The sequence below is a fragment of the Arachnia propionica genome (genome assembly GCF_037055325.1).
GTDB lineage: Bacteria > Actinomycetota > Actinomycetes > Propionibacteriales > Propionibacteriaceae > Arachnia.
In genome coordinates, this window is record NZ_CP146373.1 from 114,191 (window position 1) to 139,167 (window position 24,977).

19 protein-coding genes are annotated in these 24,977 nt (G+C 62.4%); 12 read left to right on the top strand and 7 right to left on the bottom strand.

Annotation, left to right across the window (positions count from 1 at the left end; translation table 11 throughout):
- The first annotated feature begins 2 nt into the window (after positions 1 to 2).
- Positions 3 to 2,057, top strand: a complete 2,055-nt coding sequence (locus tag V7R84_RS00500; RefSeq protein WP_338570915.1) for an ATP-dependent DNA helicase UvrD2 — start codon at positions 3 to 5, stop codon at positions 2,055 to 2,057.
- 98 nt (positions 2,058 to 2,155) lie between these two features.
- Here V7R84_RS00500 and V7R84_RS00505 read toward each other — a convergent pair whose 3' ends face one another.
- Entirely contained in the window at positions 2,156 to 3,463 is a 1,308-nt protein-coding gene (locus tag V7R84_RS00505) for a zinc-dependent metalloprotease (RefSeq protein ID WP_338570918.1), read from the bottom strand.
- 140 nt (positions 3,464 to 3,603) lie between these two features.
- On the opposite strand from V7R84_RS00505, the gene V7R84_RS00510 reads away from it, so the two are divergent.
- Genes V7R84_RS00510 through V7R84_RS00520 form a run of 3 tightly spaced genes read left to right on the top strand, consistent with a single transcriptional unit; the run spans position 3,604 to position 8,031 of the window.
- Positions 3,604 to 4,644: a PDZ domain-containing protein gene (locus V7R84_RS00510; RefSeq protein WP_338570921.1), complete on the top strand. Its 1,041-nt coding sequence runs from the start codon at positions 3,604 to 3,606 to the stop codon at positions 4,642 to 4,644.
- The gene (locus V7R84_RS00515) at positions 4,637 to 5,161 is read left to right on the top strand and encodes a PPA1309 family protein (RefSeq protein ID WP_338570923.1); all 525 of its coding nucleotides are present in this window, start codon (positions 4,637 to 4,639) and stop codon (positions 5,159 to 5,161) included. Before V7R84_RS00510 ends, V7R84_RS00515 begins: the two co-directional genes overlap by 8 nt.
- Entirely contained in the window at positions 5,158 to 8,031 is a 2,874-nt protein-coding gene (locus V7R84_RS00520; protein ID WP_338570926.1) for a UPF0182 family protein, read from the top strand. The genes V7R84_RS00515 and V7R84_RS00520 overlap by 4 nt, the downstream gene beginning before the upstream one ends.
- On the opposite strand, the gene V7R84_RS00525 is transcribed toward V7R84_RS00520, so the two are convergent.
- From V7R84_RS00525 to V7R84_RS00550, 6 genes are all read right to left on the bottom strand, one after another.
- Entirely contained in the window at positions 8,021 to 9,334 is a 1,314-nt protein-coding gene (locus V7R84_RS00525) for a pitrilysin family protein (RefSeq protein WP_338570928.1), read from the bottom strand. The genes V7R84_RS00520 and V7R84_RS00525 overlap by 11 nt on opposite strands.
- Positions 9,331 to 10,599, bottom strand: coding sequence for a pitrilysin family protein (locus V7R84_RS00530; RefSeq protein WP_338570930.1), 1,269 nt, complete (start codon positions 10,597 to 10,599; stop codon positions 9,331 to 9,333). The genes V7R84_RS00525 and V7R84_RS00530 overlap by 4 nt, the downstream gene beginning before the upstream one ends.
- Positions 10,600 to 10,602: 3 nt before the next feature.
- Positions 10,603 to 10,989, bottom strand: coding sequence for a DUF3040 domain-containing protein (locus V7R84_RS00535; protein WP_338570932.1), 387 nt, complete (start codon positions 10,987 to 10,989; stop codon positions 10,603 to 10,605).
- 76 nt (positions 10,990 to 11,065) lie between these two features.
- Entirely contained in the window at positions 11,066 to 13,222 is a 2,157-nt protein-coding gene (locus tag V7R84_RS00540) for a DUF3488 and transglutaminase-like domain-containing protein (protein WP_338570934.1), read from the bottom strand.
- Complete coding sequence (locus tag V7R84_RS00545) at positions 13,219 to 14,469, bottom strand: DUF58 domain-containing protein (protein WP_338570936.1); 1,251 nt, start codon at positions 14,467 to 14,469, stop codon at positions 13,219 to 13,221. The genes V7R84_RS00540 and V7R84_RS00545 overlap by 4 nt, the downstream gene beginning before the upstream one ends.
- Position 14,470: 1 nt before the next feature.
- The gene (locus V7R84_RS00550; protein WP_338570938.1) at positions 14,471 to 15,442 is read right to left on the bottom strand and encodes a MoxR family ATPase; all 972 of its coding nucleotides are present in this window, start codon (positions 15,440 to 15,442) and stop codon (positions 14,471 to 14,473) included.
- Between the two features lie 174 nt (positions 15,443 to 15,616).
- On the opposite strand from V7R84_RS00550, the gene mraZ reads away from it, so the two are divergent.
- The 8 genes from mraZ (at position 15,617) to murD (ending at position 24,971) form a co-directional block, all read left to right on the top strand.
- Positions 15,617 to 16,051 carry a division/cell wall cluster transcriptional repressor MraZ gene (gene mraZ, locus V7R84_RS00555; RefSeq protein WP_212326589.1) on the top strand — a complete coding sequence of 145 codons (435 nt, stop codon included), beginning with the start codon at positions 15,617 to 15,619 and terminating at the stop codon, positions 16,049 to 16,051.
- A gap of 132 nt (positions 16,052 to 16,183) precedes the next feature.
- Positions 16,184 to 17,146: a 16S rRNA (cytosine(1402)-N(4))-methyltransferase RsmH gene (gene rsmH, locus V7R84_RS00560; RefSeq protein WP_338570947.1), complete on the top strand. Its 963-nt coding sequence runs from the start codon at positions 16,184 to 16,186 to the stop codon at positions 17,144 to 17,146.
- Positions 17,147 to 17,668 (top strand): hypothetical protein, encoded by a 522-nt coding sequence (locus V7R84_RS00565; RefSeq protein ID WP_338570950.1) that lies wholly within the window; start codon positions 17,147 to 17,149, stop codon positions 17,666 to 17,668. It abuts the gene before it with no gap.
- A gap of 62 nt (positions 17,669 to 17,730) precedes the next feature.
- Positions 17,731 to 19,509: a peptidoglycan D,D-transpeptidase FtsI family protein gene (locus tag V7R84_RS00570; protein WP_412728096.1), complete on the top strand. Its 1,779-nt coding sequence runs from the start codon at positions 17,731 to 17,733 to the stop codon at positions 19,507 to 19,509.
- Positions 19,506 to 21,023, top strand: a complete 1,518-nt coding sequence (locus V7R84_RS00575) for a UDP-N-acetylmuramoyl-L-alanyl-D-glutamate--2,6-diaminopimelate ligase (protein ID WP_338570956.1) — start codon at positions 19,506 to 19,508, stop codon at positions 21,021 to 21,023. Before V7R84_RS00570 ends, V7R84_RS00575 begins: the two co-directional genes overlap by 4 nt.
- Positions 21,020 to 22,453 carry a UDP-N-acetylmuramoyl-tripeptide--D-alanyl-D-alanine ligase gene (locus V7R84_RS00580; RefSeq protein ID WP_338570959.1) on the top strand — a complete coding sequence of 478 codons (1,434 nt, stop codon included), beginning with the start codon at positions 21,020 to 21,022 and terminating at the stop codon, positions 22,451 to 22,453. Before V7R84_RS00575 ends, V7R84_RS00580 begins: the two co-directional genes overlap by 4 nt.
- The gene (mraY, locus tag V7R84_RS00585; protein ID WP_338570962.1) at positions 22,450 to 23,520 is read left to right on the top strand and encodes a phospho-N-acetylmuramoyl-pentapeptide-transferase; all 1,071 of its coding nucleotides are present in this window, start codon (positions 22,450 to 22,452) and stop codon (positions 23,518 to 23,520) included. The genes V7R84_RS00580 and mraY overlap by 4 nt, the downstream gene beginning before the upstream one ends.
- Complete coding sequence (gene murD, locus V7R84_RS00590; RefSeq protein WP_338570965.1) at positions 23,502 to 24,971, top strand: UDP-N-acetylmuramoyl-L-alanine--D-glutamate ligase; 1,470 nt, start codon at positions 23,502 to 23,504, stop codon at positions 24,969 to 24,971. Before mraY ends, murD begins: the two co-directional genes overlap by 19 nt.
- Positions 24,972 to 24,977: the final 6 nt, after the last annotated feature.

The window sequence follows — 24,977 nt, forward strand, 5'->3', positions numbered from 1 at the left end:
TCGTGACTGATCCGATCCTCGACGCCCTTGACCCCGAGCAGCGGTTGGTGGCGACGCTGCTGGAGCAGCCGCTGGTGGTGTTGGCGGGAGCAGGGACGGGGAAGACGCGGGCGATCACGCATCGGGTTGCCCACGCCGTCCGGGAGGGCCGCTACGTCCCGACTGCGACCCTTGCGGTCACCTTCACCACGCGGGCGGCAGGGGAGCTGAAGTCGCGGTTGGCGGGGCTCGGGGTACGCAGGGTCTCGGCCCGGACCATCCATGCAGCTGCTCTCAGCCAGTGCCGCTACTTCTGGCCTACGGCCTATGGTTCCGATTTCCCGGTGTTGTTGGACAACCCTTTTCCGTTGGTGGGGCGGGCCGCAAATCGAGTGCTCGGCAATGCCGACACGAACTTGGTGCGAGATCTGATAGGAGAGATTGGCTGGGCCAAGTCCAGCAATGTCCCTCCCAGCCGCTACGCCCAACTCGCCCGTGGCCGTACGGTTGCTGGGGTGGAGCCCGAACGTGTGGCCCACGTGATGGAGGCTTACGAGAAGCACAAGACCAGTTCCGGGGTGGTGGATTTCAACGACATCCTCCTGTGCACAGCCGCGCTGCTGGTGGAACACCCCGCCGTAGCCGAACGGATCCGTGACGCCTATCGGCACTTCGTGGTGGACGAGTACCAAGACGTCTCCGCGATTCAGCACCGCCTGGTCTCGCTGTGGGTGGATGGTCGCCCAGACATCTGCGTGGTCGGTGATCCCCAGCAGGCCATCCACGGTTTCGCCGGCGCCCGGGCCGATTGCCTGACCGGTTTCGCCTCCGAATATCCTGGGGCCCGGCAGGTGAGGCTGGTCCGTAACTACCGCTCCAGTCCGGGCATCGTCCAGCTCGCGAACCGTGTAGTGCGTCGCCGCCCCAGTGCAGGGGACCTGCAATCCACACGTCCTGAAGGGCCACCCCCCGAGTTCCACGCCGACGGCACGGAGGAGGATGAGGCTCGGGCCGTGGCCGCCTGGCTGGGGGAGCGACATGCTGAGGGCACCCCGTGGAGTGAGTGCGCGGTGCTCTACCGCATCAACGCACAGTCACCCGTTTTCGAATCCGTTCTGGACTCCGCGCGGATTCCTTACCAGGTCAAAGGCACCGACCGTTTCTGGGAACGTCCCGAGGTGCGCGACGCGGTGAACCGGCTGCGCCGCGCCGCACAGCGGGATTCTGGAGCCTGTCCGGAGGGGCTGCTCGACGAGGTGCTGGCCGAGGTCCGGTGGAATCCGGAGGCCCCGTCGGGAATGGGGGCGCAGCGGGAACGCTGGGAATCCATCAACTCCTTGGCACACATGATCCGCGACGCTCAGGGTGGTTTCCCGGACTGGACCGCCCCCGCGTTCATCGCCTGGCTGAATGATCATGCCAATCTCGAGACCCCACCCGCCACCAGCGCCGTCACCTTGGCGACCATGCACGCTGCCAAGGGACTCGAGTGGGATGCGGTGGCCGTGGTCGGGGTGCGCGAAGGCATGGTGCCCTTCGCGCTGAGCCAGGAGGAACCCGCACTGTCGGAGGAACGGAGACTCCTGCACGTCGCGGTCACCCGGGCCCGCCTGCGGCTGCGGATCTCATGGCCCGGTAAACCTTCCCGCGGTCGCGGTGCGCGTTCCCGTTTCCTGACGGGCCTCGTGCCTGAGGAGCAGATTCCTGTCACCCGCGAGGGTAGGGCCGGGCGTGGCAGTGTGCGTTCCCGCACCTGTTTCGTCTGTGGGGGGCAGCTAACTGATGCTGCCGAACGCAAGCTGGGTCGTCACACCGGCTGTGCGGCGCCTTTCGACGAGAAGCTCTTGGCTGCGCTGAAGGCCTGGCGGTTGGAAACGGCCCAAGCCGCGTCCCAACCGGCCTTCGTGATCTTCACTGACGCCACGTTGCAAGCCGTGGCTGAGGCCGAACCTGTGAATCGAACTCAGCTGCTGCAGATCAGCGGCATCGGTACCGTGAAGGCTGACCGGTTCGGTCGGGACGTTCTGCGGATCGTCGCGGAGCACGGTGCGAAAAATGTCGCTTCAGCGAAGGAATGAAACAAGGCCTCCGCCTGGAGGTTCGCCTTCCCCTGCGAACCACCCCTGGCGGAGGTCTTGGCTCAAGTCAATCGTGTCGAGGGTGTTTTCGTCAAGTGCTATTCGCCCAACAGTTTTCGGAGTTCCGCGTCAAATTCCCCGTCGTCCTCGTCACGGTGGGCCGGATGTACGTAGGAGAGGGGATCCTCCAGATGCCGGGCTGTCGGCAACATGTCGGGGTGTTGCCACACACCATCGCGTTCGAGGGCCCCGTGACGATGCTCCATGACCGCCCACAGATTCTCTGCGTCGCGGATCAAACGGGGGCGCAACTCCAGGCCGAGCAGATCCCGGAACACATCGCGAGTGGGCTCTGCGGAGGCTCGACGCCGGCGGACCACCTCGTCGAGCTGTGTTGCGGTGGTCATCCAGTTCGCTGCGGCGCGATTCGTGACATGGTCCACCCAGCCCTCGATCAGTGCCAGCAGTACCTCGAGGCGCCCGAGGATCTCCAGCTGCAGCTCAGTGCTGGCAGGCTTGAAGAACGAACCACGTACCTTTTCCCCAACAGCGACGATCTCTTCAAGCGAGACCTCGTCATCGCTGATGTCCAGCTGTGAGGACAAGGCTTCGAAATCGATCCGGATCTCGCGGGCGTAGTGGGCCAGGAGTGCCTCCACCTGAGGGGACAGCCAACTGACTCCCTGGAATAGTCGTTGTCTGGCGGCTTCTCGCAGAAGCAGATAGAGCATGACGTCGCTGTCGGGCAGATCGAGGTCGCGGGTGAACTCGGCGACGTTTGCGGGCAGTACCGTCACCGCGGCCCCTTCGGTGAGGGAAATTCCTACCTCCGAGCCGGTGAGCGTGGATCCGGCGACCGATGCCAGCACCTTGCTCAGTCGGTCGCGGTAGATCAGTGATGCAGAGGTTCGTATCATGGGGGCGAGCATCGATGAAAAGTCGGCGAACTGTGGATTCTCGGGGGCTGCTGTGCCGCGCTGCAGTGCGTCAGCGAGGCCGTCGATGATCGGTTCGACCAGACGTCGCCATCCCTCGGATGTGGCCTCGATCCACTTCTCACGGTGTTGCGTCACCGGCGGTGTTCCGGAAGAAGCGAACTGTGTCACCGGGTCCAGCCAGGACTGGGCCAGCCGTTCTGCATCAACGATGGCGAGCCGCTCCCCGGGTGAGAGGGCTGGGTCAGGTCCCAGTTTCGAGGCGAGGTGGCGTGCCGCGGTGATCGTGGTTCGCCATGAGGCCTCCGGATCCTGATCGGCTGGGGTGATGCCGAATCTGATTCCACCGGATGTCTGAAGGCGCTGCATCTGCTTCATCAACTCGTCGAGATTCAGCTCATCGGCATTGAGGCCGAGCTGCTCCATCATGCGCTTGAGCTGTTCGAAGTCGAACCCTTCGGGAGTTGACATTGGTCATCAGGCCTTTCGCATGGGAAACCGATTCGGAAACCATTCAACCCTATGGACTCAAGGAAAACGGAGAAGGACGGTCCGGTGAGGTCCACTTGGTAGGCTTGTCGCCACCCATACGGCAGGCAAGGAGGGGCGAGATGTCGCGAAACATGGTGGCCGTCGTGTCCTCGGCGCTGTTTGTGTTGCTGGCCGCAGGCCTCATCCTGATCCCGGTGCCGTTCATCACCTGGCAGCCCGGTAAGACCGTTGATGTGATGGGCAGTACCGAGGAGGGGCCGCTCATCGAGATCTCCGGCATCCCAACGAGCAACAGTGGTGGCAAGTTGTTGATGACAACAGTCTCTACAACGCAGGTTGATTCCATCATCAGTCTCCCTGCAGCGCTCATGGCTCATGTGGCCGCTGATTCAGATGTCCTGCCGCGCGATGTCGTGTACCCGGCTGGGAAATCGAACTCTGAGATGCAGAACGAAGCAGTCGCCATGATGGATTCCTCCCGCGTGAACGCGACTGTCGCTGCTCTCAGGGCGGCAGGGCAGTCCGTCACCGAAATGCCGATGGTGTCCTCGGTCAGCCTGTCCGGACCAGCGAACGGGCAACTGCGTCCCGGAGACCTCATCGAGGCTGTGGACGGCAGTGAGGTGACAACCAACGACGAGGTGAAAACCGCCATTCAAACCAGGGCCGTTGGGGATCCCATCGTGTTCAGGGTGCTGCGTGGAGGTGCAAGTGAAAAGGTCACCGTGACCACCGCCACCGAACGTGACGGGGCGCCGTATCTCGGGATCTTGCTCTCGACCGGTTACCGGTACGCGCCTTCCATCTCCTACAGGATCGATCCCACAATCGTCGGTCCTTCTGCAGGTTTGGTGTTCGCGCTGGCGATTTACGATCGCATCACGGATGGAGTACTGCGTGAGGGGCGTGTGGTGGCCGGCACCGGTCAGGTGGACGCTGCAGGAAAGGTGTACAGCATCGGTGGAATCCGAGAGAAGATCAAGGGCGCGGAGGCGGCCGGAGCGAAGCTGTTCCTGATGCCTGCCAGCAACTGCGCCGACCTAGGGGACCTGCGCACCGACCTCAGGCTGATTCCTGTGGGTACTCTCAAAGACGCGATTGCTGCGCTGCAGCTGGTAAACGAAGGACAACCCACACAGGAGGTGCCCAGCTGTGGCTGAGGTGGATCCGAGTCGTCTGATAGCGGCCCTGGCCGATATTGAGCGTCACGTTTCCGAGCTCGGGTGGGATCAGCCAGCTCGATTGTTCGCGCTCGTGGAGACCAGAACGCTGCTTGAATTGGAACCACAGCTGCGGGGACGGGTTACCCAGACCGCGGAGGATGCATTGACCGCTGTGGAGCAGGAGGATTTCCAGCTCGGCAGCGACATTGCCACACGGTTGGCGCTCCTGACCTGGCCGGCGACCGTGACAGGATGCGCGATCGCGATGGAACGGGCCTTCCTGCCGCCCAGATTCGAGTCCCAGGTGCCCACGGACCCTGGAGAGGCCATCGAGTTCGTAAACAAACACGAGGCCCGCACTGACGTCCGGGTGGTGGTTGGCGTGTTGCGTGACGGGGCGCGGCACGGCCTAGCCCGTGTCCTCAGTAACCCTGACGATCTGCTCGGCGCCGAGGACCTCGTGCCCGGTCTGGCCGATGCTCTGCTGGCCACGTTCAAGGAGGAGAACGCATGAGCGTAGAAGACCAAGCCGGTGTTGAGAGGCGCCGGAGCCCCTTGCTGATCTCGACTCTGATCTTGGGTCTTCTCGTTCTGCTGGTAGTGCTGGTGGCTCGGTTCTACACGGATTACCTGTGGTTCAGCAGCGTATCCGCTTCGACGGTGTTTACCACCCAGCTGGCCGCCCGGGTGGGGTTATTCCTGGGGTTCGGGCTGCTCATGGGAGGCGGGGTGTTCGGCTCCCTTGCGCTGGCCTATCGGCTACGCCCCCCGGTGCGGCGTGCGAATTTGGATTCCGAGTTGCTGCTCCAGCTGCGTGACAACCTGGACCGGCGCTCCCGGATCCTCATGTTGCTGCCTTCGATCGTGGCTGGTCTGCTGGGTGGTGGAGTCGCCGCTGGTCAGATGCAGGTCTTCCTGGCATGGGTTCGCTCCACCGATTTCGGTACCCCCGACGCCGTTTTCGGGTTGGATGCGTCTTTCTACGTGTTCCAGCTGCCGTGGTGGCGGTTCGTGCTGAACTACGTGAGTTTCATGGTGGTGGTCTGCCTCATTGGAGCTCTTCTGGTGCATTTCCTCACCGGTGCCATGAATTCCAGGGCCTTCCGGAAGTCGGGGAATCTCAAAGGGGCCGGCAAGGCAGCTCAACGGCAGGTATCCCTTCTGCTCGGGGTCACGTTGCTGTTGTACGGGATCGCATCTTTCCTTGACCGATACGGTTACTTGACCACTCAGAACAACCTGTTCACGGGTGTCAACTATACGGATGCGACCTCTCGAGTCCCGGCCAGTCTGATTGTCGCCGCGATCGCGGCGATCTGCGCGCTGCTGTGTTTCTACAACGCGTGGCGGGTGAGGTGGAGCGTGCCTGGTATCGCAGTGGGTCTGCTGGTGATCTCCGCGATGATCCTCACCGCTGTCTATCCGTGGGCTGTTCGTAGTTTCGTGGTCAAACCCAACGAACCCGACCTGGAACGTCCCTGGATAGCCAACAACATCGAGGCGACGAGAAAGGCTTTCGGAATCGAATCGGTTCAAATCACGGACTACGAGGCTGTGGACAGTGTGAGCGCGGGGCAGTTGCGTGCCGACGCAGCCGCGCTGCCGGCAATCCGGTTGATGGACCCGGCCATCATCGCACCAACCTTCGAACAGCTTCAGCAAGTACGCGGCTATTACCGGTTCCCTTCCACCCTCGACGTTGATCGCTACAACGTGGAGGGCCGGGAAACGGACTCCGTCGTGGCCGCTCGTGAACTTGACCTGAACGCCGTCGAGGCGGGAAACACCTGGAACAACATGCACACGGTCTACACCCACGGCTATGGCTTGGTGGCGGCCTATGGCAACCGTCGTGAATCGAATGGAGAACCCACCTACTTCTCAGGGGGGATCCCGACCGAAGGCCTGATCAAACAGGAGCAGCCCCGCATCTATTTCGGTGAGGAATCCAAGCACTGGGTGATTGCCGGTGCTCCCGAAGGGGCGGAACCGGTGGAGCTCGACACCCCCGGTGGCGGGCAGGAGCACACCGAGACCAAGTACACCTACCAAGGAAGCGGTGGCGTTCCTGTCGGTAATTTCCTGAACAAGGCCGCTTTTGCTGTGCGTTTCGGGGACATCAACCTGCTGCTCTCCGAGAGGGTCAACTCAAATTCGCGTTTGCTGTTCAACCGGGTCCCGGTGGACCGGGTCAAGGAGGTGGCGCCGTTCCTGACGGTTGACTCTGATCCCTACCCGACCGTGGTCAATGGACGCATCGTCTGGATCATTGATGCCTACACCACCACCGCCGACTACCCGAACTCGACCCGTGTCGACTGGACCCAGGCCACCAAGGACACCCGCACAAGTGGTGATCGCACGTCTTCTGGTACGCAGGTCAACTACGTCCGCAACTCGGTCAAGGCCACGGTGGATGCCTACGATGGCACCGTCACCCTCTACGGCTGGGACGAATCAGACCCGATCCTCCAGACCTGGTCGAAGGTCTATCCGGGGCTCATCACCCCGAAATCCGAAATCAGCCCTGAACTGATGGCGCACCTGCGGTATCCGCAGGACCTTTTCAAGGTACAGCGTCAGATGCTGGGCCTCTATCACACCACCAACCCGTACACCTTCTTCCAGCAGTCGGACATCTGGGAGGTTCCCTCTGACCCTGTCAAAGGCGGTGAGAGCGGAATCAAGGAACCCCCTTATTTCTTGACCATCAAGTGGCCGGGCGAGGAGCAGGCGCACTACTCCAACACGACGGTCTTCGTTCCACGGGGGCGCGAGAACCTTTCGGTCTACATGGCGGTGAATGCGGATGCGACCAGCCCGAACTATGGACAGCTGCGGGCGCTCAAGCTCTCGGATGCCAAACAGATTCCGGGACCGGGGCAGACCTTCAACGCGATCTCGACGAACGAGGCCGTGGCGGAACGGCTGCTCCCTTTCAATCGTCAGGGCAACACGAGCGCCATCTACGGGAACCTGCTCACCATCCCGGTGGGCGGCGGCCTGATGTATGTCCAGCCGATCTACACCCAAACCAGCACCACCAGCGGTGGTTACCCTGCGCTGCGTTTCGTTGTGGCGCGTTTCGGCGAGCACGTCGGGATCGGTGACACCCTGAAGGCAGCCCTCGACCAGGTGTTCCAGGGCGATGCAGGAGCTGAGACGGGTGAAAAGCCTGTGGAGGGTTCCACGAACGGACAGCAGCCTCCACCGACTTCTGAGGCGGAGGCCAAGGAACAGGCAAAGGTGCTGTTGAAGGAGGGCGTGGCCCTGTTTGTGGAGGCTGACCAGGCTCTGAAAGCCGGTGACCTCGCCACCTATCAGCAGAAGACCAACGAGGCGAAGGTCAAGACGGAACGGGCACTTGCCCTGCTCAACGAATGAGCGTGGCTTGGATGCCGGCGGCCTGTAAGCCGGGTTCAAGAAACGTGGCCGGGCCGCCGATCGCGATGGTGACGTCCTCGGGACAGATGTTCGCATGCCAAGCGGTGTTGACCTGGTCCGCCGTGGTACTCGCCAACGCGGTGTGGTACTGATCAATGAAGCGCGGATCAAGATCTGCCGCTATCAGGGCTGCGGCTTGGGTCGTGACGTCAGCTGCTGTCTCGTATTGCAGTGGAGAGGCCTGCACCAGGTACTGGGCAGCATCCCTGACTTCGCCATCGGTGAAGGGGCTGGGGGACAGGAGCGCTTCCAGGATGCGAGCGGTGGCGTCGGCGGCCGAGTTGTTGTTCAGGGATGTTGCCAGCATGAGGGAACCTCCCGTGCGGCGTGCCGACACCCCACCTGAAACGCCGTAGGTGTAGCCGAGACGCTCACGAAGTTCCAGGTTCAGGCGGCTGGCGAATGCTCCACACATGATGTGTCCGCCCAGTTTGAGGGCCGCCCAGTCGGGGTCCTGGCGGCCCGGGGTGGGGACGAATGCCTGCACCACGGTCTGGGCTGCTTGTGGGAGATCGACCACAACGATTCCGGGCCGGCCCGGGATTCCTTGGGGAGGCGGCGCTGGGGTTCTCTTACCTCGCCAGTTTTCCAGAGGAGCCGTCAGTTTCTCTGTGTCCAGGCCTTTCAGATCGCCTGCAAGGATCAACGTTGAGCCCTCGGGAACCCAGGTGTGTTCATGCCACTCCCGGGCTGCTTCGCGGGTAATCGCCTTCAGGGTCTCGGGGGAGCCGGCGAGGGGACGTCCTTCGCGTTGTTCCAGACCGAACAACGAAGCGTTCAGGGTCTCCCTGGTGACAGCCGTGGGGGAGGCCTTCCTGGTCCTCCAATCTGCAATCTGGGTCTCGATGTGGTGGGTCAGGTCGGGTTCTTCGAAGGCTGGTTCCCTTACCACGGAAGCAAACAGTTCGAGTGCTTGTGGTAAGCGGCGTGCTGGGGCACTCAGTCCCAGCTGGGTGTATCCCCAAGTGGATTTCCCGAGCAGCGCAGCTCCTTGTAGTTCGAGCTGTTCCACGATGTCCGGCAGGGTGATGGTGGCTTCGTCGCAGGAGTGCAGAACGACGGTGGCAACGCCTTCCTTGTCCCGTGGCTCGGCTTCCAGAGGGCTGGGAAGTACCAACTCCACAGAAGCGAGGGCCTGACCTGGAAGGTCGATGAACGCAAGCTCCAGTCCCGAGTCGAGGGAGGAACGCAGCAGTGTGGGGAAGCGCCATGGACGTGGCTTTACTATGGCGGGACGGATCACAATGTGCCTTTCGGCAGATAGTGCAGCTGGCTGGATGATGGGCGGTGGCTGAGTGCCTTGATCACGTCGTTGGAAGTAATGGTCGCGAGATCGGCCAATCGGCTGTTGATCAGCGCCGGGTCACCCAGGGTTGTCCACGTGTCGGCGGTGGCTTCCGCGCGGTCCTCGACGGTGGCGAGCTCGAGGAGCCAGCTACGTTCGTACTGGGCCTTCGCTCGCTCCAGTTCCTGCTCAGATGGTGCCTCCATATCGGCCAGTTCTTTCAGGATCGCCTCGGCCAGATCCCGGGTGTCCACGCCATCCGCTGGCCTTGCGCTCACGGAAGCGATGGAGGGCGAGCGGAGATGACCCAACAACGTACCGTGCACTTCGTGGGCAAGCCTTTGTTCCCTGACCAGTCGGCGATGGAGACGTGATGCGCGCCCCTCGGAGAGCACAGACAATCCCAGTTCCAAGGCAACGAGATCGGGGGCATCCGCCGCCGGGGCCTGCCACGAGCAGTACAGCAGGGAATGGGGAACCTCGCTGGTGACGACGATGTTCCCGCCCGGCAGCGTGGGTTCCGTGATGGCATTCCGAGGTGGTGGGGAGAGATCCTCAAGGTCGCCGAAATGTCGTTCGACAAAAGTGATGGCTTCATCCGGGTCACATGCTCCGCAGATCACTAGTTTCGCATGTGAGGGGCGATACCACCTCGAGTGGAAAGCCGTCACCTCGGCCAGGCTTGCCGCCGCCAAGTCCTCCATGGATCCTATTGGTAGGTGCCCGTAGGGATGTTCGGGGCTGAAGTGTTGCCCCACCAGTTTCATCAACAAATCCCCGTAGGGCCGGTTGTCGTAGCGCTGACGCTTCTCCTGGGTGACCACGTCACGCTGGGCATCGAGGTTTTCTTGGGTCACTGCGAGGCTGCGAAGACGATCCGCCTCCAGCCACAGCACCATCTCTAGAGCTCCTGCCGGCACGCATTCGTGGTAGACCGTGCGATCGGTGGATGTGAAAGCATTGACATTGCCGCCGGCGGCCTCGATTACCGACATGTGTTCTCCGGGCGCCACTCTGGAGGAGCCTTGGAACATCAGATGCTCGAAAAGGTGGGCGAAGCCTGTGCGTCCTGGGGTTTCGTCAACGGAACCCACCTGGAAACTGAGATTAACCGCCACGGCAGGAGCATGGGGATCGGGCAGCAGCGCGAGTTCAAGCCCATTTCCCAGCCGGTATCTGATAACGGTGAATCCGGACGATGTGGGACATCGGGTATCGGTCACGACTCAGAGATCGCCGCCCTGCTGACGTTTGCGCCAGCGTTCTTCCAACTTGTTCATGAAGTCTGCTCCTGAGGTGGAAGGATGGGTGGACCTGCTGGAAGGACGTGCCGTTTCCGCCTGGTTCTCGACCCTGGACCAGGCGCTGATTCCGGTGATCGCTGCGATGAGCATCATGACGAAGCCGATGATGGAGATGATGGGCTGAAATTGGACTCCGAGGACCAGAGCGGCCAGACCGGCGACGAAGACCACTCCTGCGCATGCCGCGCGACGGCGCTGGATGCGGAACTGCGGGGTGCCCCTCAGGGTGTCCGCGAACTTTGGGTCATCGGCGAGCAGCGATGCCTCAAGCTGGTCCAGGCGCTTCTGCTCCTGCTCAGACAAAGCCATCGTGGTCTCCTGTCCTAGTTCTTCGGGCACCCCGTCCTTGTCATTGTAGGTGCCTTGTCGGATGGGTGAGAAAAGGCTATCGCGAATCGCGGTCGCGGCGGCCGCTGAAGATGTTCTTCGACCGCCACAAGGACCTGGGAAGCAGAAAAGCCAGCAGACGTCTCGGGGTCGGGACGTTGCTTCGGAGCTCGTGAATCAGGAGTTTCACACGTTCTGAAAGCTGATCCGTTGGTGGAGTTTCGCGGGCGAACTGACTGCGCTGCACGACCTCGGCGACTTCGAGTAGATGAGCCGCCGTCGCATTCGGAAGATCCTGTTCCATGGCCTTGGCCACTTCGACCGGGGAACCATGCAGGAACTCTTGGCCGAGGTCCCTATAAGAAGCCGCCAGTTCACGCCAGGCTGCAGCGGCAGCCGCCACCGGGGATTGCCTGCCACGCAGACGCCAAGCACGTAGGGAAAGTCTCGTCACGGCGGGGGAAGCCAGCAACAGGAGCACAGGAAATATCCAGAGCAGCCAAGTCCAGTTTGTGGAACTGCCCTTGGGTGTTTGCGTGGGGGAGGACGGGGGAGACGCTGTTGCTTCAGTGGGCTTGGGTTCGGGGGAGACAGTCTGTGTGCTCGGCGAGGTACTGGGGGCAGAGGACGGTGGTGTTGGTGGGGAGTTCTCCCCTGTGACGGAGGAGCCGATGGACTTGGTTGGTTCAAATGGCATCCATCCCAGGCCTTCGAAGTATAGCTCGGGCCAAGCGTGCATGTTGTCGGTGGTCACCTTGTATCCGTCCCCATCTTGGGTTCCGCCTGTGAACCCGACCGCGACGCGTGACGGAATTCCCTCGATCCGGGCGAGTATTGCCATGGCCGTGGCGAAGTGGATGCAATAGCCGGCTTTGTCCCTCAACAGGAAGTCGCTGATGATGTTCGTTCCGGTTGATGTGGGGGCATGAAGGGTGTAAGTGAAGCTGGCTGAGGTCAGGTGTTCTTCGATCGCCTTTGCCTTGGCGCCGTCAGTGTTCGCATTTTTGGTGATCTCGGCTGCCAGGTCCCGGACCTCGTCGGAGAGCCCCTCAGGAATCTTGAGGGTTTCCCCACCTGTCGGGTCCGAACCTGCGCGGGCGGTTGCTAGGGATGATCCTCCGTTCGGGATCACGGAGGTGACCCGGTAGTCGAGGTTCGCTGTTTGATCCGCTCCTTGATCACCCGTGGCCACCACAGAGAGGGTGTTCTGATCGAATCCCCAGTTCCCGGCGGCATCGAAACCATCGACAGCGAAGGGAGCTGGTAGGTATTGGGAAGGAAATCGCATGGAGACGCTGAGGTCGATCTTCTCCCCGGGGGCGTTGTAGGCCTCGCTGATTCCTGAGTTGCGCAGCTTCATGGACTCTAGCTGCGCGCCTCCGGCGGTCAAGTGAGTCAGGGCTGTGGTGCGCAAGTAGTGGGGCTTTCGATCGCTGGCGCGATAGGTGAGAACGTCGACAGGGCTTGGGCGTTGCAGATTGTGGCTCAGCTCGATGGTCGGATCACCCAGCTGGATGGGGGTATTAGGGCCGTTGTTCAGCCAAGGGCGTTTGTTTCCCATGGGTAGCAAGGAAGTGACGCCCAGGGTCAAGGCAGTGGCCACTGTTGCCGCGAGCAAGCCGATAAACCATCGTGCCAGTCGGAATCCCAATCCGCCACGGGCGAGCCCTGGCCCTCCGGCGGTGAGCAAGACTGCCACATAGCCGCCAGCGACCAGCAGGAAACTCATGAAGTCGAGGTCTGCGGGATGCACCAGTGCGGTGAGGGCGTACGGCAGTGCCAGGGGGGTGATCACCCAAGCAGGTTGTTCCAGGGAATCGGCCAATATGTATGAGACCAGCCACAGCATAAACGCCAGGAACAGCATCAGCCAGCCCAGTGCGGGCTCAACGGGCAGCGGCGGTGTTGATCTCAGCAAGGTCTGGAAACCGCTGGCGAACAGGTTCGGAATTCCGGTCAGCGGGGAGCTGGCTGGTGTGATGCTCGTTCCCAACCAGATCAGCAGAATCAATCCGGACAGGGCTGCCAATATCACGCAGGAACGCTTCAGACGAAGCAGGGCAGCTACGGCGGCGATCAGTCCGGGGAGTCCAACCGTGAGGAGCAGTGACGACGAGAACACGGGGGCAGCAAACAAGGGGTTGAGCGAGAGCATGGACACGGTCACTGCCACCGAAATCACGGGAGGCAGGAGGGCGGAGGATCTGTTATTCATCGTGCTTCCCGCTGGGCGACAAGTCGACTCCAGGCCTGTGGCACGGAGTTGTCGGGGCCGAAGGTCACCATGTTCCACCCTGAGGTAGTGAGTAGCCGGCAGGCCTCCTCGTGGGCGCCGACTATCTCCGCTGGGAGACGAAAGGCGCGTGCGTCGGGGACCAGGGCATCGATGTCTGCGACTCGGGTCGTCGCGGCCACCAGCGCTGCGGCATCACGGGGACGGAGCAGCCCGAGCCCAGCAACTACGGTTCGTGCAGTTCCGAGGGCATCCGGGTCTGCGAGACAGTCCTCCAAGAGGGAACGCCCGGATGGTTCGACGTCTGTGACGGTGGCCAGCAGCCGGGACGCGGCGCCTGTCGATTCGCCGTTGACGGGGCGGAAGATCACACCGTCGGAACCGAGAAGGGCAACTCGGAGACGATCGCGAAGAAGCTCGGTGGCCACGGAAGCGCACAGCGACAATACCCACTCCAGCGTGGACTCGGGCCCGCTGCCGATGTGTGCCGTGGAGCGGGTGTCGACGATGATTGTCATGGCTGGGTCCCATGGCTGTTCTTCCAGGCGGACCATCAATTCACCACGTTTTGCGCTCATTCTCCAGTGCACGCGGCGCATTCCATCGCCATGACGGTGCTCGCGCACCAGAACGTCATCAGCACCCGCGTTTCCAATGCGTTGTGGTGTAGCGTCCCCACTGGCCCCTGAAGCCCGCCCTCCCTTGGGGAGAGGCAGAGGCCACAGCCTCGGCGTCACGCGCAGTGACGTAATGCGTTCAGCTGCCTGCCAGCTACGCCAGGCAACCCCGAAGGCATCGGAATTGCGTACCAGCAGGGGGCCGATCCGGAAATGGCCACGTTGTTGGGTGGTGATGTCGTACCCGGCGGCCTGTCGCCAGCGTCCCAGGCCGCGAACGAGGGTGAAAGTGGCGTCGCGGCCAAGAGCTTCCGGAAGTCGGTCGCGGAAACCGAGTGCGGAGAAGGAAACCGTTCTGCTGCTCGTGATCAGCAGGCGAACCCGAGCTACATCTCCGACGGGTAGGGAGTCGGGGATGACGGAACGCTTGCAGGTGAGACGTGGTGGTAGAACCAACACGGTCACGAGCCCCAGGAGGGGTAAGGAGACGATGAACACCCCCACCCAAGCCAGATCGGGTTCTCCCATGATGGCTGCGACCGCCGCGATGATGCCGCCGAATACCAGCATCGCCAGGCCGCGGCCCGTGAGTCCGAAACGGAACCCCTGCATGTCAGCTCCGGTGTGGTGGCTGAGTGGTGGTGACTATGCGTGTGATGACGGCCTCGTTTGACTGCCGGGCGATTTGTGCGTCAACTGTCAGCAAAACCCTGTGAGCCAGCAAAGGAACGGCCAAGGTCGTCACATCTTCCGGAATGACATAGTCGCGTCCTTGGAGGGCGGCTTCGACCCTGGCGGCTCGCATCAGGTGGACACAGGCGCGAGGACTCGCACCGAGCCGGAGCTCCGGGTCGGTGCGAGTTGAGCCCACAAGCCTCACGATGTAGTCGTTTATCACGGGAGCTACGTAGATTCCCCGCATCGTCGCGATAGCCCTCTCCACGTGGACGACATCCGTCACGGGATGGATGGTGGCGAGTTTATCTCCTCCTGCCTGGGCTGTGAGCATGGCCATCTCCGCTTGGTGGCCGGGATAGCCCATCTCGATTCTCGCCATGAAACGGTCGCGCTGGGCTTCTGGCAGAGGATAGGTTCCCTCCATCTCGATTGGATTCTGGGTCGCCACCACCATGAAGGGTCGTTTGAGCTGGTAGGTCTGTCCATCCGCGGAGACCTGCCCCTCGGCCATTGCCTCCAACAGCGCAGACTGGGTTTTCGGTGACGCCCGGTTGATTTCGTCTCCCAGCACGATGTTGGCGAAGATGCCACCAGGCTTGAACTCGAACTCACGAGTCTGCTGATTGAAGACCGACACGCCGGTGACATCGCTCGGAAGTAGATCGGGAGTGAACTGGATGCGGCTAACCGCCCCTGAGATGGAACGCCCGAGAGCCTTGGCGAGGACGGTCTTGCCGACTCCAGGAACGTCCTCGAGCAGGAGATGACCCTGTGCCAGCAGAACCAGAACCGTCATGTGTATCTGGTGCGGCTTGCCCTCTATAACGCTGCCGATCGACTGTTTCATCTGGTTGGCCAGCGCGCTCACCTCGGCCAGCGCCAAGGGGGCAGCAGCAGTCTGGGTCATGGGGCTCCTTGGGACTCGCAACGCTTTCCTGACGTGGATGAAGCCTAGGGCATCGGTCAAACACACCCAATGGAAGAGGACACGCGTCAAGTGGAGCTGGAGTGGAGGAAAGTGGGGTAATGTGGTGGCAAGTGGAGCGAAGTGGGGGCTTTGTGGAGGAGAGGGGGTTTCCGGTTGTTCCTTGGCACGCACACGCCGAAATTGGACGAGAAGGGGCGTTTGATCCTTCCCGCGAGGTTTCGGGAGGCACTCGAAGGGGGACTCGTCGTGACGCGTACACAGGAACGGGCGCTTGCCATCTATCCCAAGGACACTTTCGAGGCGCTCATGGCTCCCGTGAGTGCAGCACCCTCCACGTTGAAGCAGGTTCGTGACTATCAGCGCATGCTGACCGCAGGGGCCAGCTTCGAGGTTCCGGACCGGCAGGGGCGGATCACGATCCCACCGATTCTTCGTGCTTACGCGGGTTTGGAACGTGACGTCGTGGTGATCGGTGCCATGAACAGGGCCGAGATCTGGGACGCCGAGCACTGGGCCGAGTACCAGGCGGAACAGGAATCTGGTTTCGCCGAACTCGACGCGGAACTGCTGTCCCAACTGGGGCAGTGAGATCCCCGAGGTGGTGGTCCATCACCGGGGTTGACCCTGGCCTTACTTCCCCGAGGCCAGGTGCGATTCCGGTGAAGGAACCTCCCTCTCGGGGTACACGAACGGATGATTCGACGGGGTAACAGGAAGGAGATGGTCGTGACGGCCAAGGGCAGCAACCACGATCCGGTCATGCTCGACCGTGTCGTCGAGTTGTTGGCTCCATCCCTCGCCGTGCCTGACGCGGTCTATGTCGACTGCACTCTTGGCCTCGGAGGTCACGCCCGTGCGGTTCTGGAGGCAGCCCCATCGGCAAGGCTTATCGGCATTGATCGCGATCCTGAAGCTTTGGCGGTGGCGCGTGAGCGACTCGGATCGTTTGCAGAACGGATTGCCCTCGTGAAGGCCGTTTACGACGAACTGCCGGAAGTGCTTGCTGATCTTGGTGTTGATCAGGTGCATGCCGTACTGGCCGATCTCGGAGTCAGTTCCTTGCAGATAGACCGAGAGGAGCGTGGATTCGCCTATCGCGTCGATGCGCCCCTCGATATGCGCATGAGTGGGGGGGAAGGGCGAAGCGCCGCTGATCTGCTCAATTCGGCCTCCCCGGTGAAACTCGTACGCATTCTCCGCGGCTATGGAGAGGAGAAGTACGCGGAACGAATCGTTTCCGCGATCGTGCGGGAACGTGAGATCCAACCTTTCACTTCCTCAGGTCGACTGGTGGATGTCATCTCTGATGCTGTTCCAGCCGCTGCGAGGCGTTCCCCGGGACATCCCGCCAAGCGTACCTTTCAGGCTCTCCGGATCGAGGTCAACGATGAGCTGGGCGTCCTGGAGAGATTCCTGCCTGCGGCGACTGCATCTCTCGCGCTTGGAGGGCGGATCGTGGTGCTGGCCTACCACTCCCTGGAAGACAGGCCTGTCAAACGTCATCTCGCGACCTTGGCCAGCGACGGGGCGCCGCGAGGTATGCCGATTGTCCCTGAACATCTGCAACCTTGTTTCACGCTTCTGACCCGGGGGGCCGAGCGGCCTTCGGAACAGGAAATCCAGTCAAACCCGCGTGCGGCATCCGCCAGGCTACGTGCCGCAGCCCGAGTTAAGGAGGCATAGTTGAGTGCCCTTGCCGCCGGCATCGAGCAAACAACCCGGCAGATCCCGCGTCCCCGGCTGCGGCTCGTACCTCCGGTCAAGGCCCGTGTCTCCACGTTTGGGTTCCTACTGATACTGGCCGCCCTGGTGGTGGTGGGTATGGTTTTCGTCATGGTCGTGACCACTCAGGTCGGTGCCCAGTCCCGTGATCTTTCAAATCTTCGAAGGGAAGCCGCACAGCTGTCCTACGAGGTAGCGGCTCGTCGAACGGAGCTTCAAGGTGTCTCCAGCAGTGGGTCGCTTGCTCTTCGGGCTTCGGAGTTGGGCATGGTACCGAACCCCTTTCCCGCTTTTGTTGATCTTTCAAACGGAGCCATTGTGGGGCAGCCTCAGCAGGTGAAGGGAGACGAAGTGCCCTATTTGACGGGGCTACCGGGAGCTCGACAGACGCCGGCCCCTGCTGCGCCGGAGCCAGAGGCCTCCCAGGCGCCATCTGCGTCGACCGAGGATGAGGCAGCGCAAACAGGAGAGAGTGAGCGGTGAGCCGTCGTTCGGTTCGCCGCGGGAGACGTCACACCTGGAAGCTGCCCCTCGGACGCTCCAGCATGCGGATCCGTGCGTTCATGATGGTTCTGCTTCTGCTGGTAATGGTCTGTGTCGGACGTGCTGTTCAACTGCAGGCCCTGGAGGCCCAGAGCTTTGCTGCCCAGGCCGCGGAGAAGATGCAGAACACCAGAGACCTGTTGCCCGAACGTGGCTCCATTATGGATCGCAACGGGGTGGTGCTCGCGGCCACTCAGCCGGCCATGCACATCACGGCTGATCCGGACATGGTGCAGAGCAACGGAGCGGACAAGCGCTATCCGATGAGTGCGAAAAAACAGGAAGAGGCGGAGGCGGCACCGAAAGCCGTGGCAAAAATCCTGGCCACGCATCTGGGGGGAACTGAGTCAAAATACCTGGAGATCCTGACTGCGCAGGGGACTCGGTATGCGGAAATTGCCCGGCACGTTCCAGCTGCCACCTGGACCGAGATCGAAAACGACATGCGCAAAGGTATCGATGGGGACGGCAAACGTCGCTGGTACGGCCTGTTCGCCGAAAGCGACCCCTTGCGTACCTATCCCAACCGGACACTCGCGAGCAACGTCGTCGGTTTCGTCAATGGGGAGGGCAAGGGAACCGCGGGACTCGAGGGGATGCTTGACTCCCAGCTGGCAGGGATCCCCGGACAGGAGGTCTACGAACGCTCGACCTACGGACGCATCCCGTTGGGTACCAGCGTCCTCACCCCGCCCGTGAACGGAGCCAGCTACTCGCTGACTCTGGATGCTGATCTGCAGTGGTCCGCGGAGCAGGCGCTGGCTGACGGCATCGCGACAGCTGGCGCGAAAACCGGCTCGATTCTCGTGATGAACCCGAATAACGGTGAGATCCTGGCACTGGCGACGGCGCCATCCTTTGACTCGGCCAATCCTGGCGCCACGGATGCTGGAAACCTCGGAAACCGCACAGTGACCGAGGCCTATGAACCGGGTTCCACGGAGAAGGTGTTGACCATGGCTGCCCTGACGGACTCGGGGCTGGTGACCCCGGACACGAAGGTCGATGTGCCTGCCAGCATCACTTCTGGAAGCGGAACCGTCACGGACTCCTTCGAGCACGGGAGAATCAAACTGACTGCTCGGGGGGTGGTGGCGCAGTCATCTAACATCGGCACCATCAAACTTGCTCGCCAGCTGGACAAGGGGAAACTTCACGAATACCTGACGTCCTTCGGGCTCGGCTCAGCTCCGGGGGCGGGACTACCTGCAGAAACCGCGGGGTCCCTCCCCGGGGCGGACATGGCCGACTACACACGTGACCAGATTTCCTTCGGGCAAGGGCTGTCCGTCTCGGTCGTGCAGATGGGGGCTGCGCTCTCTGCGGTCGTCAACGGTGGCACCTACCATCAGCCGCAGATCATCCGATCCGCCGCGAGCCCTGACGGCACCCCGATCTCGTTGGCAACCCCGGCATCACGTCGCGTGATCTCCGAGGAAGCATCTGGCATGGTGGTCAACATGATGGAATCCGTCATCACGAGTGTCAGCTCAGAGCGGGCGATTCCCGGATATCGCACCGCGGGTAAATCCGGTACCGCGCAGCGCTACGACGCCAGCTGCAAATGCTATAACGGCTACACCTCATCCTTTGTTGGGATTGCACCAGCCGAGAACCCCCAGTTGCTGGTCTACGTTGTGCTCGATCAACCGACGAACGGCAATCTTGGGAGCCAACTGGCTTTGCCCGTGGTCAACAACGTGCTCCAGACGGCCCTTCCCAGGTACAACGTGGCTCCTTCGAGTACTCCTGCGCCAAAGGAGCCACTGGAGTGGGAGTGAGCACGCTCAGGCCAGATTTCGTCTCCCCCGTCGCTATTCGGGAAGTGGTGGCCGGGCTCGGTATTTCTGGGGATGCCGGAAATGTTGTGACGACGGGGGTCTGCCTCGATTCGCGTCTGGTGCGACCGGGGGATCTCTACGTTGCCCTGCCGGGATTTCATTCCCATGGAGCGGCATTCAGCAGGCAAGCCGTGGAACGGGGAGCCATTGCCATCCTGACCGACCCGGCAGGAGCCCGGGCTGCCGGGGAAGTCGGTGTGCCTGTGCTGGTCAGCGAGCGCTTGCGCCCCGTGATGGCCGAGGTGAGCGCCCGTGTCTACGGCGAACCCGCGAGCGGGTTGGAACTTTTTGGAGTTACGGGCACCAATGGCAAGACCACCACGGTGGCCTTGTTGGAGGCCACGCTGGCTGCCACAGGGCGGCGCGTTGGGACCATTGGGACGCTCGGTTTCCGTCTCGATTGTGTGGCACTGCCATCAGATCGTTCCACGGTGACCACCCCCGACTCGCCGGATCTTCAGGCGCTGCTGGCCTTGATGCGGGAGCACGGTGCGCAAGCCGTGGCGATCGAGGTGTCCAGTCATGCCATGGCCATGTCCAGGGCTGATGCGTTGAGGTTCGACGTGGTGGCCTTCCTCAACCTGGGGCGGGACCATCTTGACTTTCATCGCGACATGGAGGAGTACTTCGAGGCCAAGGCATCGTTGTTCACTCCCGAACATGCTCGAGCCGCTGTGGTTTGGATCGACGATGAAAACGGCTGCAGGGTTGCGGATAGGGCGCGGAAAGCTGGTCTTCCAGTTACCACGGTCGGCACATGTGAGGAAGCGGACTACCGTCTCATGGGCTACGAACCTGTTCTTCCGCTGGGTGGACGTGCTCGGTTGCGTACTGCATCGGGGGAGACGACGGTGGAACTGGCGCTTCCTGGATGGCACAACATGGTGGATGCCGCTATCGCCCTGGCGATGCTCGAACGTGTGGGGATCTCGGTCGAGGACGTGCTCCCGGGCTTAGCGCGTGCACAGGTGCCCGGACGGATGCAGGTGCTGCCACTGCCCGAGATGGCCCCGACCGTGGTCGTGGACTTCGCTCACACCCCGCAGGCAGTGGCCGCCACCCTGGATGCTCTCCAGGGATTCAGCGAGGTGATAACCGTCGTGGGCTGCGGTGGGGACCGAGATCCTGACAAACGTCCCCTGATGGGGCGCGCCGCTGCTGAGCGCAGTGACGTTCTGATCATCACGGATGACAATCCTCGCACTGAGGACCCTGCCAGTATCCGGGCCGCCATGCTTGCTGGAACCGCCGATTCACGGGCCCGGATCGTCGAGGCCGGGGGAAGAGGCGGTGCGATTGAACTGGCGCTCGCAACAGCTGGGCGCGATAGTGTTGTGGCGATTCTCGGGAAGGGACACGAACAGGGTCAGCAGATCGGTGACCGGATCGTGGCCTTCGACGATGCCTTGGTCGCTCTCGAGACCTGGCGACGGATGGAAGGAAGTGGTCGATGAGGGCGAGGCGGCTCAGCGAGCTGGTGGAGCTGATGCAGCCAGCGGCCGTCGAAGTGGTGGGTGATGACACGGTGGTTGGTGCCGACGTGGTGCTTGACAATCGCAAGGCCACACCCGGCAGTCTTTTCATCGCCATCCCCGGCTCCCGGGTCGATGGTCACTCCTTCGCCCCGCAGGCCGTGGCCGCGGGGGCGGTCGCGGTGCTCGGGAATTTCGTCACCGAGGCCGATGTCCCCCACATCCTGGTCGAGGACACTGTGCAAGGACTCTCGTGGCTGGCGCGAGGACTGGTCCGGGAGGAACGCGCCCGGGGAATGGTGAGCCTCGGTGTCACGGGGTCCTCCGGAAAGACTTCCACTAAGGATCTCCTGGCGCAGGTGCTGGAGGCGAAGGGGACCACCGTCGCTCCGACAGGAAGCCAGAACAACGAGATCGGTGTGCCACTGACGGCATGTCGGATCGATGGATCGACGCAGTTCCTCGTTAGTGAGATGGGTTCCAGAGGGGTCGGACACATCGAGTGGCTCACCTCACTGGTGGGCCTCGACGTCGGGATCGTGCTGAACATCGGGCGCGCCCATGTAGGCGAGTTCGGCGGGCTCGAGCGGACCGCCCGCGCTAAATCAGAGATCATCACGGGACTGGGAGCCGAGGGGTGGGCGGTGCTGAACGCCGACGACCCCTCCTGCCGGGCGATGCGGGATGAAACTGCGGCCCGGGTGGCGTGGTTCGGGGAGGGTGACCTGCCCGAGGGAGACCTGCAGGTCGCTGCCCGGGATGTCGTGTGTGGCGAATCCGCGCGGGCCGCCTTCACGTTGGTGGTCACCCGGGAATCGGAAACCATCTCGGCTCCGGTCTCGCTCCGGGTGATCGGCAGACACCAAGTTTCCAACGCTTTGGCTGCGGCTGCCGCCGGGCTGGCGGTCGGCATGACCATTGCGGAGGTGGCCGGGGCCCTGTCGGCTGCCGAGTCTCGTTCGGACTGGCGGATGGAGGTGGTGCGCTGCAGCGAGGACCGGATCGTTTTGAATGACGCTTACAACGCCAACCCTGATTCGATGGCCGCCGCTCTGCGCACTGCGGCCAACCTGATCGCCGGACAGCGCAGGAGCCATCCTGGGGCCCGTGCCGTGGCGGTGCTGGGGGACATGCATGAACTTGGCCCCGAATCGGCAGAACTGCATGCCGAGGCCGGAACGCTGGCAGCCGATCTCGGGATCGATGAGCTTCTCTCGGTCGGGGAGCATGCCGGGATCGTGGCGGAAGCGGCACGTACACGGGGGATTGAAGCTCGGGTGGTCACCCGTGAGGAGGCCGCGCAGGTGGAGCTCGCACCGGGGGATCTTCTCCTGGTCAAGGGCTCGCGCAGCGTGGGCCTGGAACTGGTGGCCGACGCTGTGGCGAAACGAATCGGAGGCGTCCCCAAGTGAGAACGATCCTGGCGGCTGGGGGGCTGTCCCTCCTGCTGACACTGCTGGTCACCCCACAGTTCATCAAGTTCCTGACGCGGCGTCAGTACGGTCAGTTCATCCGTGACGACGGTCCCAAGGAACACTTGACCAAGCGAGGCACCCCGACCATGGGGGGCGTCGTCATCGTTGCTTCCGTGGTGCTGTCCTACTTCATCGCCCACTTGATCCTGTGGGAGTCAGTGACGGTCTCCGGGGTGTTGCTGCTTGGGGTCATGACCGCTCTCGGATTCCTCGGGTTCCTGGATGACTGGGCGAAGATCTCCAAGGAGCGTTCCCTGGGGCTCACCCCCAGGGGGAAACTGATCGGGCAGTTTACGATCGGTGGCGTCTTCGCGGTGCTGGCGCTCAATTTCCCAGACGAACGTGGTCTTCGTCCCGCATCGGAGTTCGTCTCCTTCCTGCGTGACCTGCCTTGGTTACATCTCCCGTTCTTCCTGGCGGTTATCTGGATTGTCTTCTTGTTGATGGCCTGGCCCAACGCCACCAACCTCACAGACGGTCTTGACGGTCTGCTTGCGGGCAGTGCAACGCTGGTGTTCGCGGCCTTCTCGCTGGTCAACATCTGGCAGTTCAACCAATGGTGCGGCAGGGTTTCCAGCGTCGGCCCTCTCTGTTACGAGGTGCGCGACCCCTACGACCTGGCGGTGGTCTCAACGGCACTCGCCGGCTCCTGCTTCGGTTTCCTGTGGTGGAACGCCAAACCCGCTCGGATCTTCATGGGCGATACCGGCTCCATGGCCATCGGTGCGGCTCTCGCGGGATTGTCGATCATGACCCGCACGGAACTGCTGCTGGTAATCATGGGTTTCCTGTTCGTCATGGAGGCCGGTTCCGTGGCGCTCCAAGTGGGGTATTTCAAGGCTACGAAGGGTAAACGCATCTTCAAGATGTCGCCCATCCACCACCATTTCGAACTTCTTGGGTGGCAGGAGGTCACTGTGGTGATCCGGTTCTGGATCATCTGTGGACTGTGCGTCGCCATTGGTGTCGGTATCTTCTACGCGGAATGGGTGGTCGGTCAGTGAAAGAATTTCTCCGCACGGCGAATCGGCTGAGCGACTGGAGCCGGGTGCACGCCGTCGTGGCGGGCCTCGGCGTCTCAGGTTATTCGGCAGCCGATGGGCTGCTCTCGCTCGGGGCGAGAGTCACGGTTCTAGACGAATCGAACGTCCACGCCGACAAAGCAGCCATTCTGGAGGCCCTCGACGCCACGGTGCGACTCGGCAAGGGCGCGACCGCCGAGCTGCCGGGGGATACGGATCTGGTGGTCACATCCCCGGGGTGGCGTCCCGACGCCCCGTTGCTCACTCGGGCGTTGGAACGTGGGATCCCTGTGTGGGGGGATATCGAGCTCGCTTGGCGGATGCAGCAGCCTGACCGAGCCATTCCGTGGCTCGGGGTCACCGGCACTAACGGGAAGACCACCACCACCCAGATGGTCGAATCCATGCTACGGGCCGCCGGGATGCGGGCAGCGGCGGTCGGGAACATCGGTCGCCCCATCATCGAGGCCATCCTCGACGACGAACCCTATGATGCATTGGTAGTCGAGCTATCGAGCTTCCAGTTGCACTGGGTGCACACCCTCGCCCTTCATTCTGCTGCGGTACTGAACCTGCACGAGGACCACCTCGAGTTCTACGACGGGCCCGGCGGATACGAACGCTACGTAGCCGACAAGGCCAGGATCTTCGAGCGGGTCATGAATGCCTGTGTGTACAACGTGGCTGAACCCGAGACCGAACGTCTCGTGGAGGAAGCCGAGGTCACGGAAGGTGCCCGCGCCATCGGCTTCACCACTGGCATTCCCGCGATTTCTATGGTCGGCGTGGTGGATGATCTGATCGTCGACCGCGCTTTCGTTGCCCAGCGGCACAGCTCTGCGCTGGAACTCGCCAAGGTTGCGGATGTTCAGCCCTATGCTCCGCACAACGTTGCCAATGCCTGCGCCGCGGCCGCCTTGGCGCGCAGCCTAGGGGTGCCTGCAAAGGCCGTGGCCCAGGGCCTTCGGGACCTGCGCCTTGCTGGGCATCGCATAGCAGAGGTGGCTGAGATTAACGGCGTGCGCTGGATCGACGACTCGAAGGCCACGAATCCGCACGCAGCGGACTCGGCGATGCAGGCATTCTCGTCGTTCGTGTGGGTGGCGGGGGGACAGACCAAGGGAACCAGCTTCGATGATCTGATCATCGCCCACCGCGATCGGATCCGGGCGGCGATCCTCATCGGTATCGACAGGCTTGTTATAGCGGAAGCATTGTCCCGACACGCGCCCGATGTTCCTGTGATCATCCTGGACAGCAGCGACCATGGTGTGATGGACGAGGTGGTCTCCCACGCGGCGCGTCTTGCCCGTGAGGGTGACGCGGTGCTCCTGAGCCCCGGAAGCGCCTCGCTCGACATGTTCACGGGCTACGACGACCGCGGAGAATGCTTTGCCGCCGCGGTTCGGAGTCTTCAGGCACCGAGCAGTTAGGCACGC

Bases quoted from the DNA above. Each gene is read 5' to 3' on its own strand.
- V7R84_RS00580 (WP_338570959.1), top strand. From the start codon at position 21,020: ATGAGGGCGAGGCGGCTCAGCGAGCTGGTGGAGCTGATGCAGCCAGCG.
- V7R84_RS00570 (WP_412728096.1), top strand. From the start codon at position 17,731: ATGCGGATCCGTGCGTTCATGATGGTTCTGCTTCTGCTGGTAATGGTC.
- V7R84_RS00545 (WP_338570936.1), bottom strand. From the start codon at position 14,469: ATGCAGGGGTTCCGTTTCGGACTCACGGGCCGCGGCCTGGCGATGCTG.
- V7R84_RS00550 (WP_338570938.1), bottom strand. From the start codon at position 15,442: ATGACCCAGACTGCTGCTGCCCCCTTGGCGCTGGCCGAGGTGAGCGCG.
- rsmH (WP_338570947.1), top strand. From the start codon at position 16,184: ATGGTCGTGACGGCCAAGGGCAGCAACCACGATCCGGTCATGCTCGAC.
- V7R84_RS00510 (WP_338570921.1), top strand. From the start codon at position 3,604: ATGTCGCGAAACATGGTGGCCGTCGTGTCCTCGGCGCTGTTTGTGTTG.
- V7R84_RS00540 (WP_338570934.1), bottom strand. From the start codon at position 13,222: ATGAATAACAGATCCTCCGCCCTCCTGCCTCCCGTGATTTCGGTGGCA.
- V7R84_RS00520 (WP_338570926.1), top strand. From the start codon at position 5,158: ATGAGCGTAGAAGACCAAGCCGGTGTTGAGAGGCGCCGGAGCCCCTTG.
- murD (WP_338570965.1), top strand. From the start codon at position 23,502: ATGGGTGGTCGGTCAGTGAAAGAATTTCTCCGCACGGCGAATCGGCTG.
- V7R84_RS00505 (WP_338570918.1), bottom strand. From the start codon at position 3,463: ATGTCAACTCCCGAAGGGTTCGACTTCGAACAGCTCAAGCGCATGATG.
- V7R84_RS00535 (WP_338570932.1), bottom strand. From the start codon at position 10,989: ATGGCTTTGTCTGAGCAGGAGCAGAAGCGCCTGGACCAGCTTGAGGCA.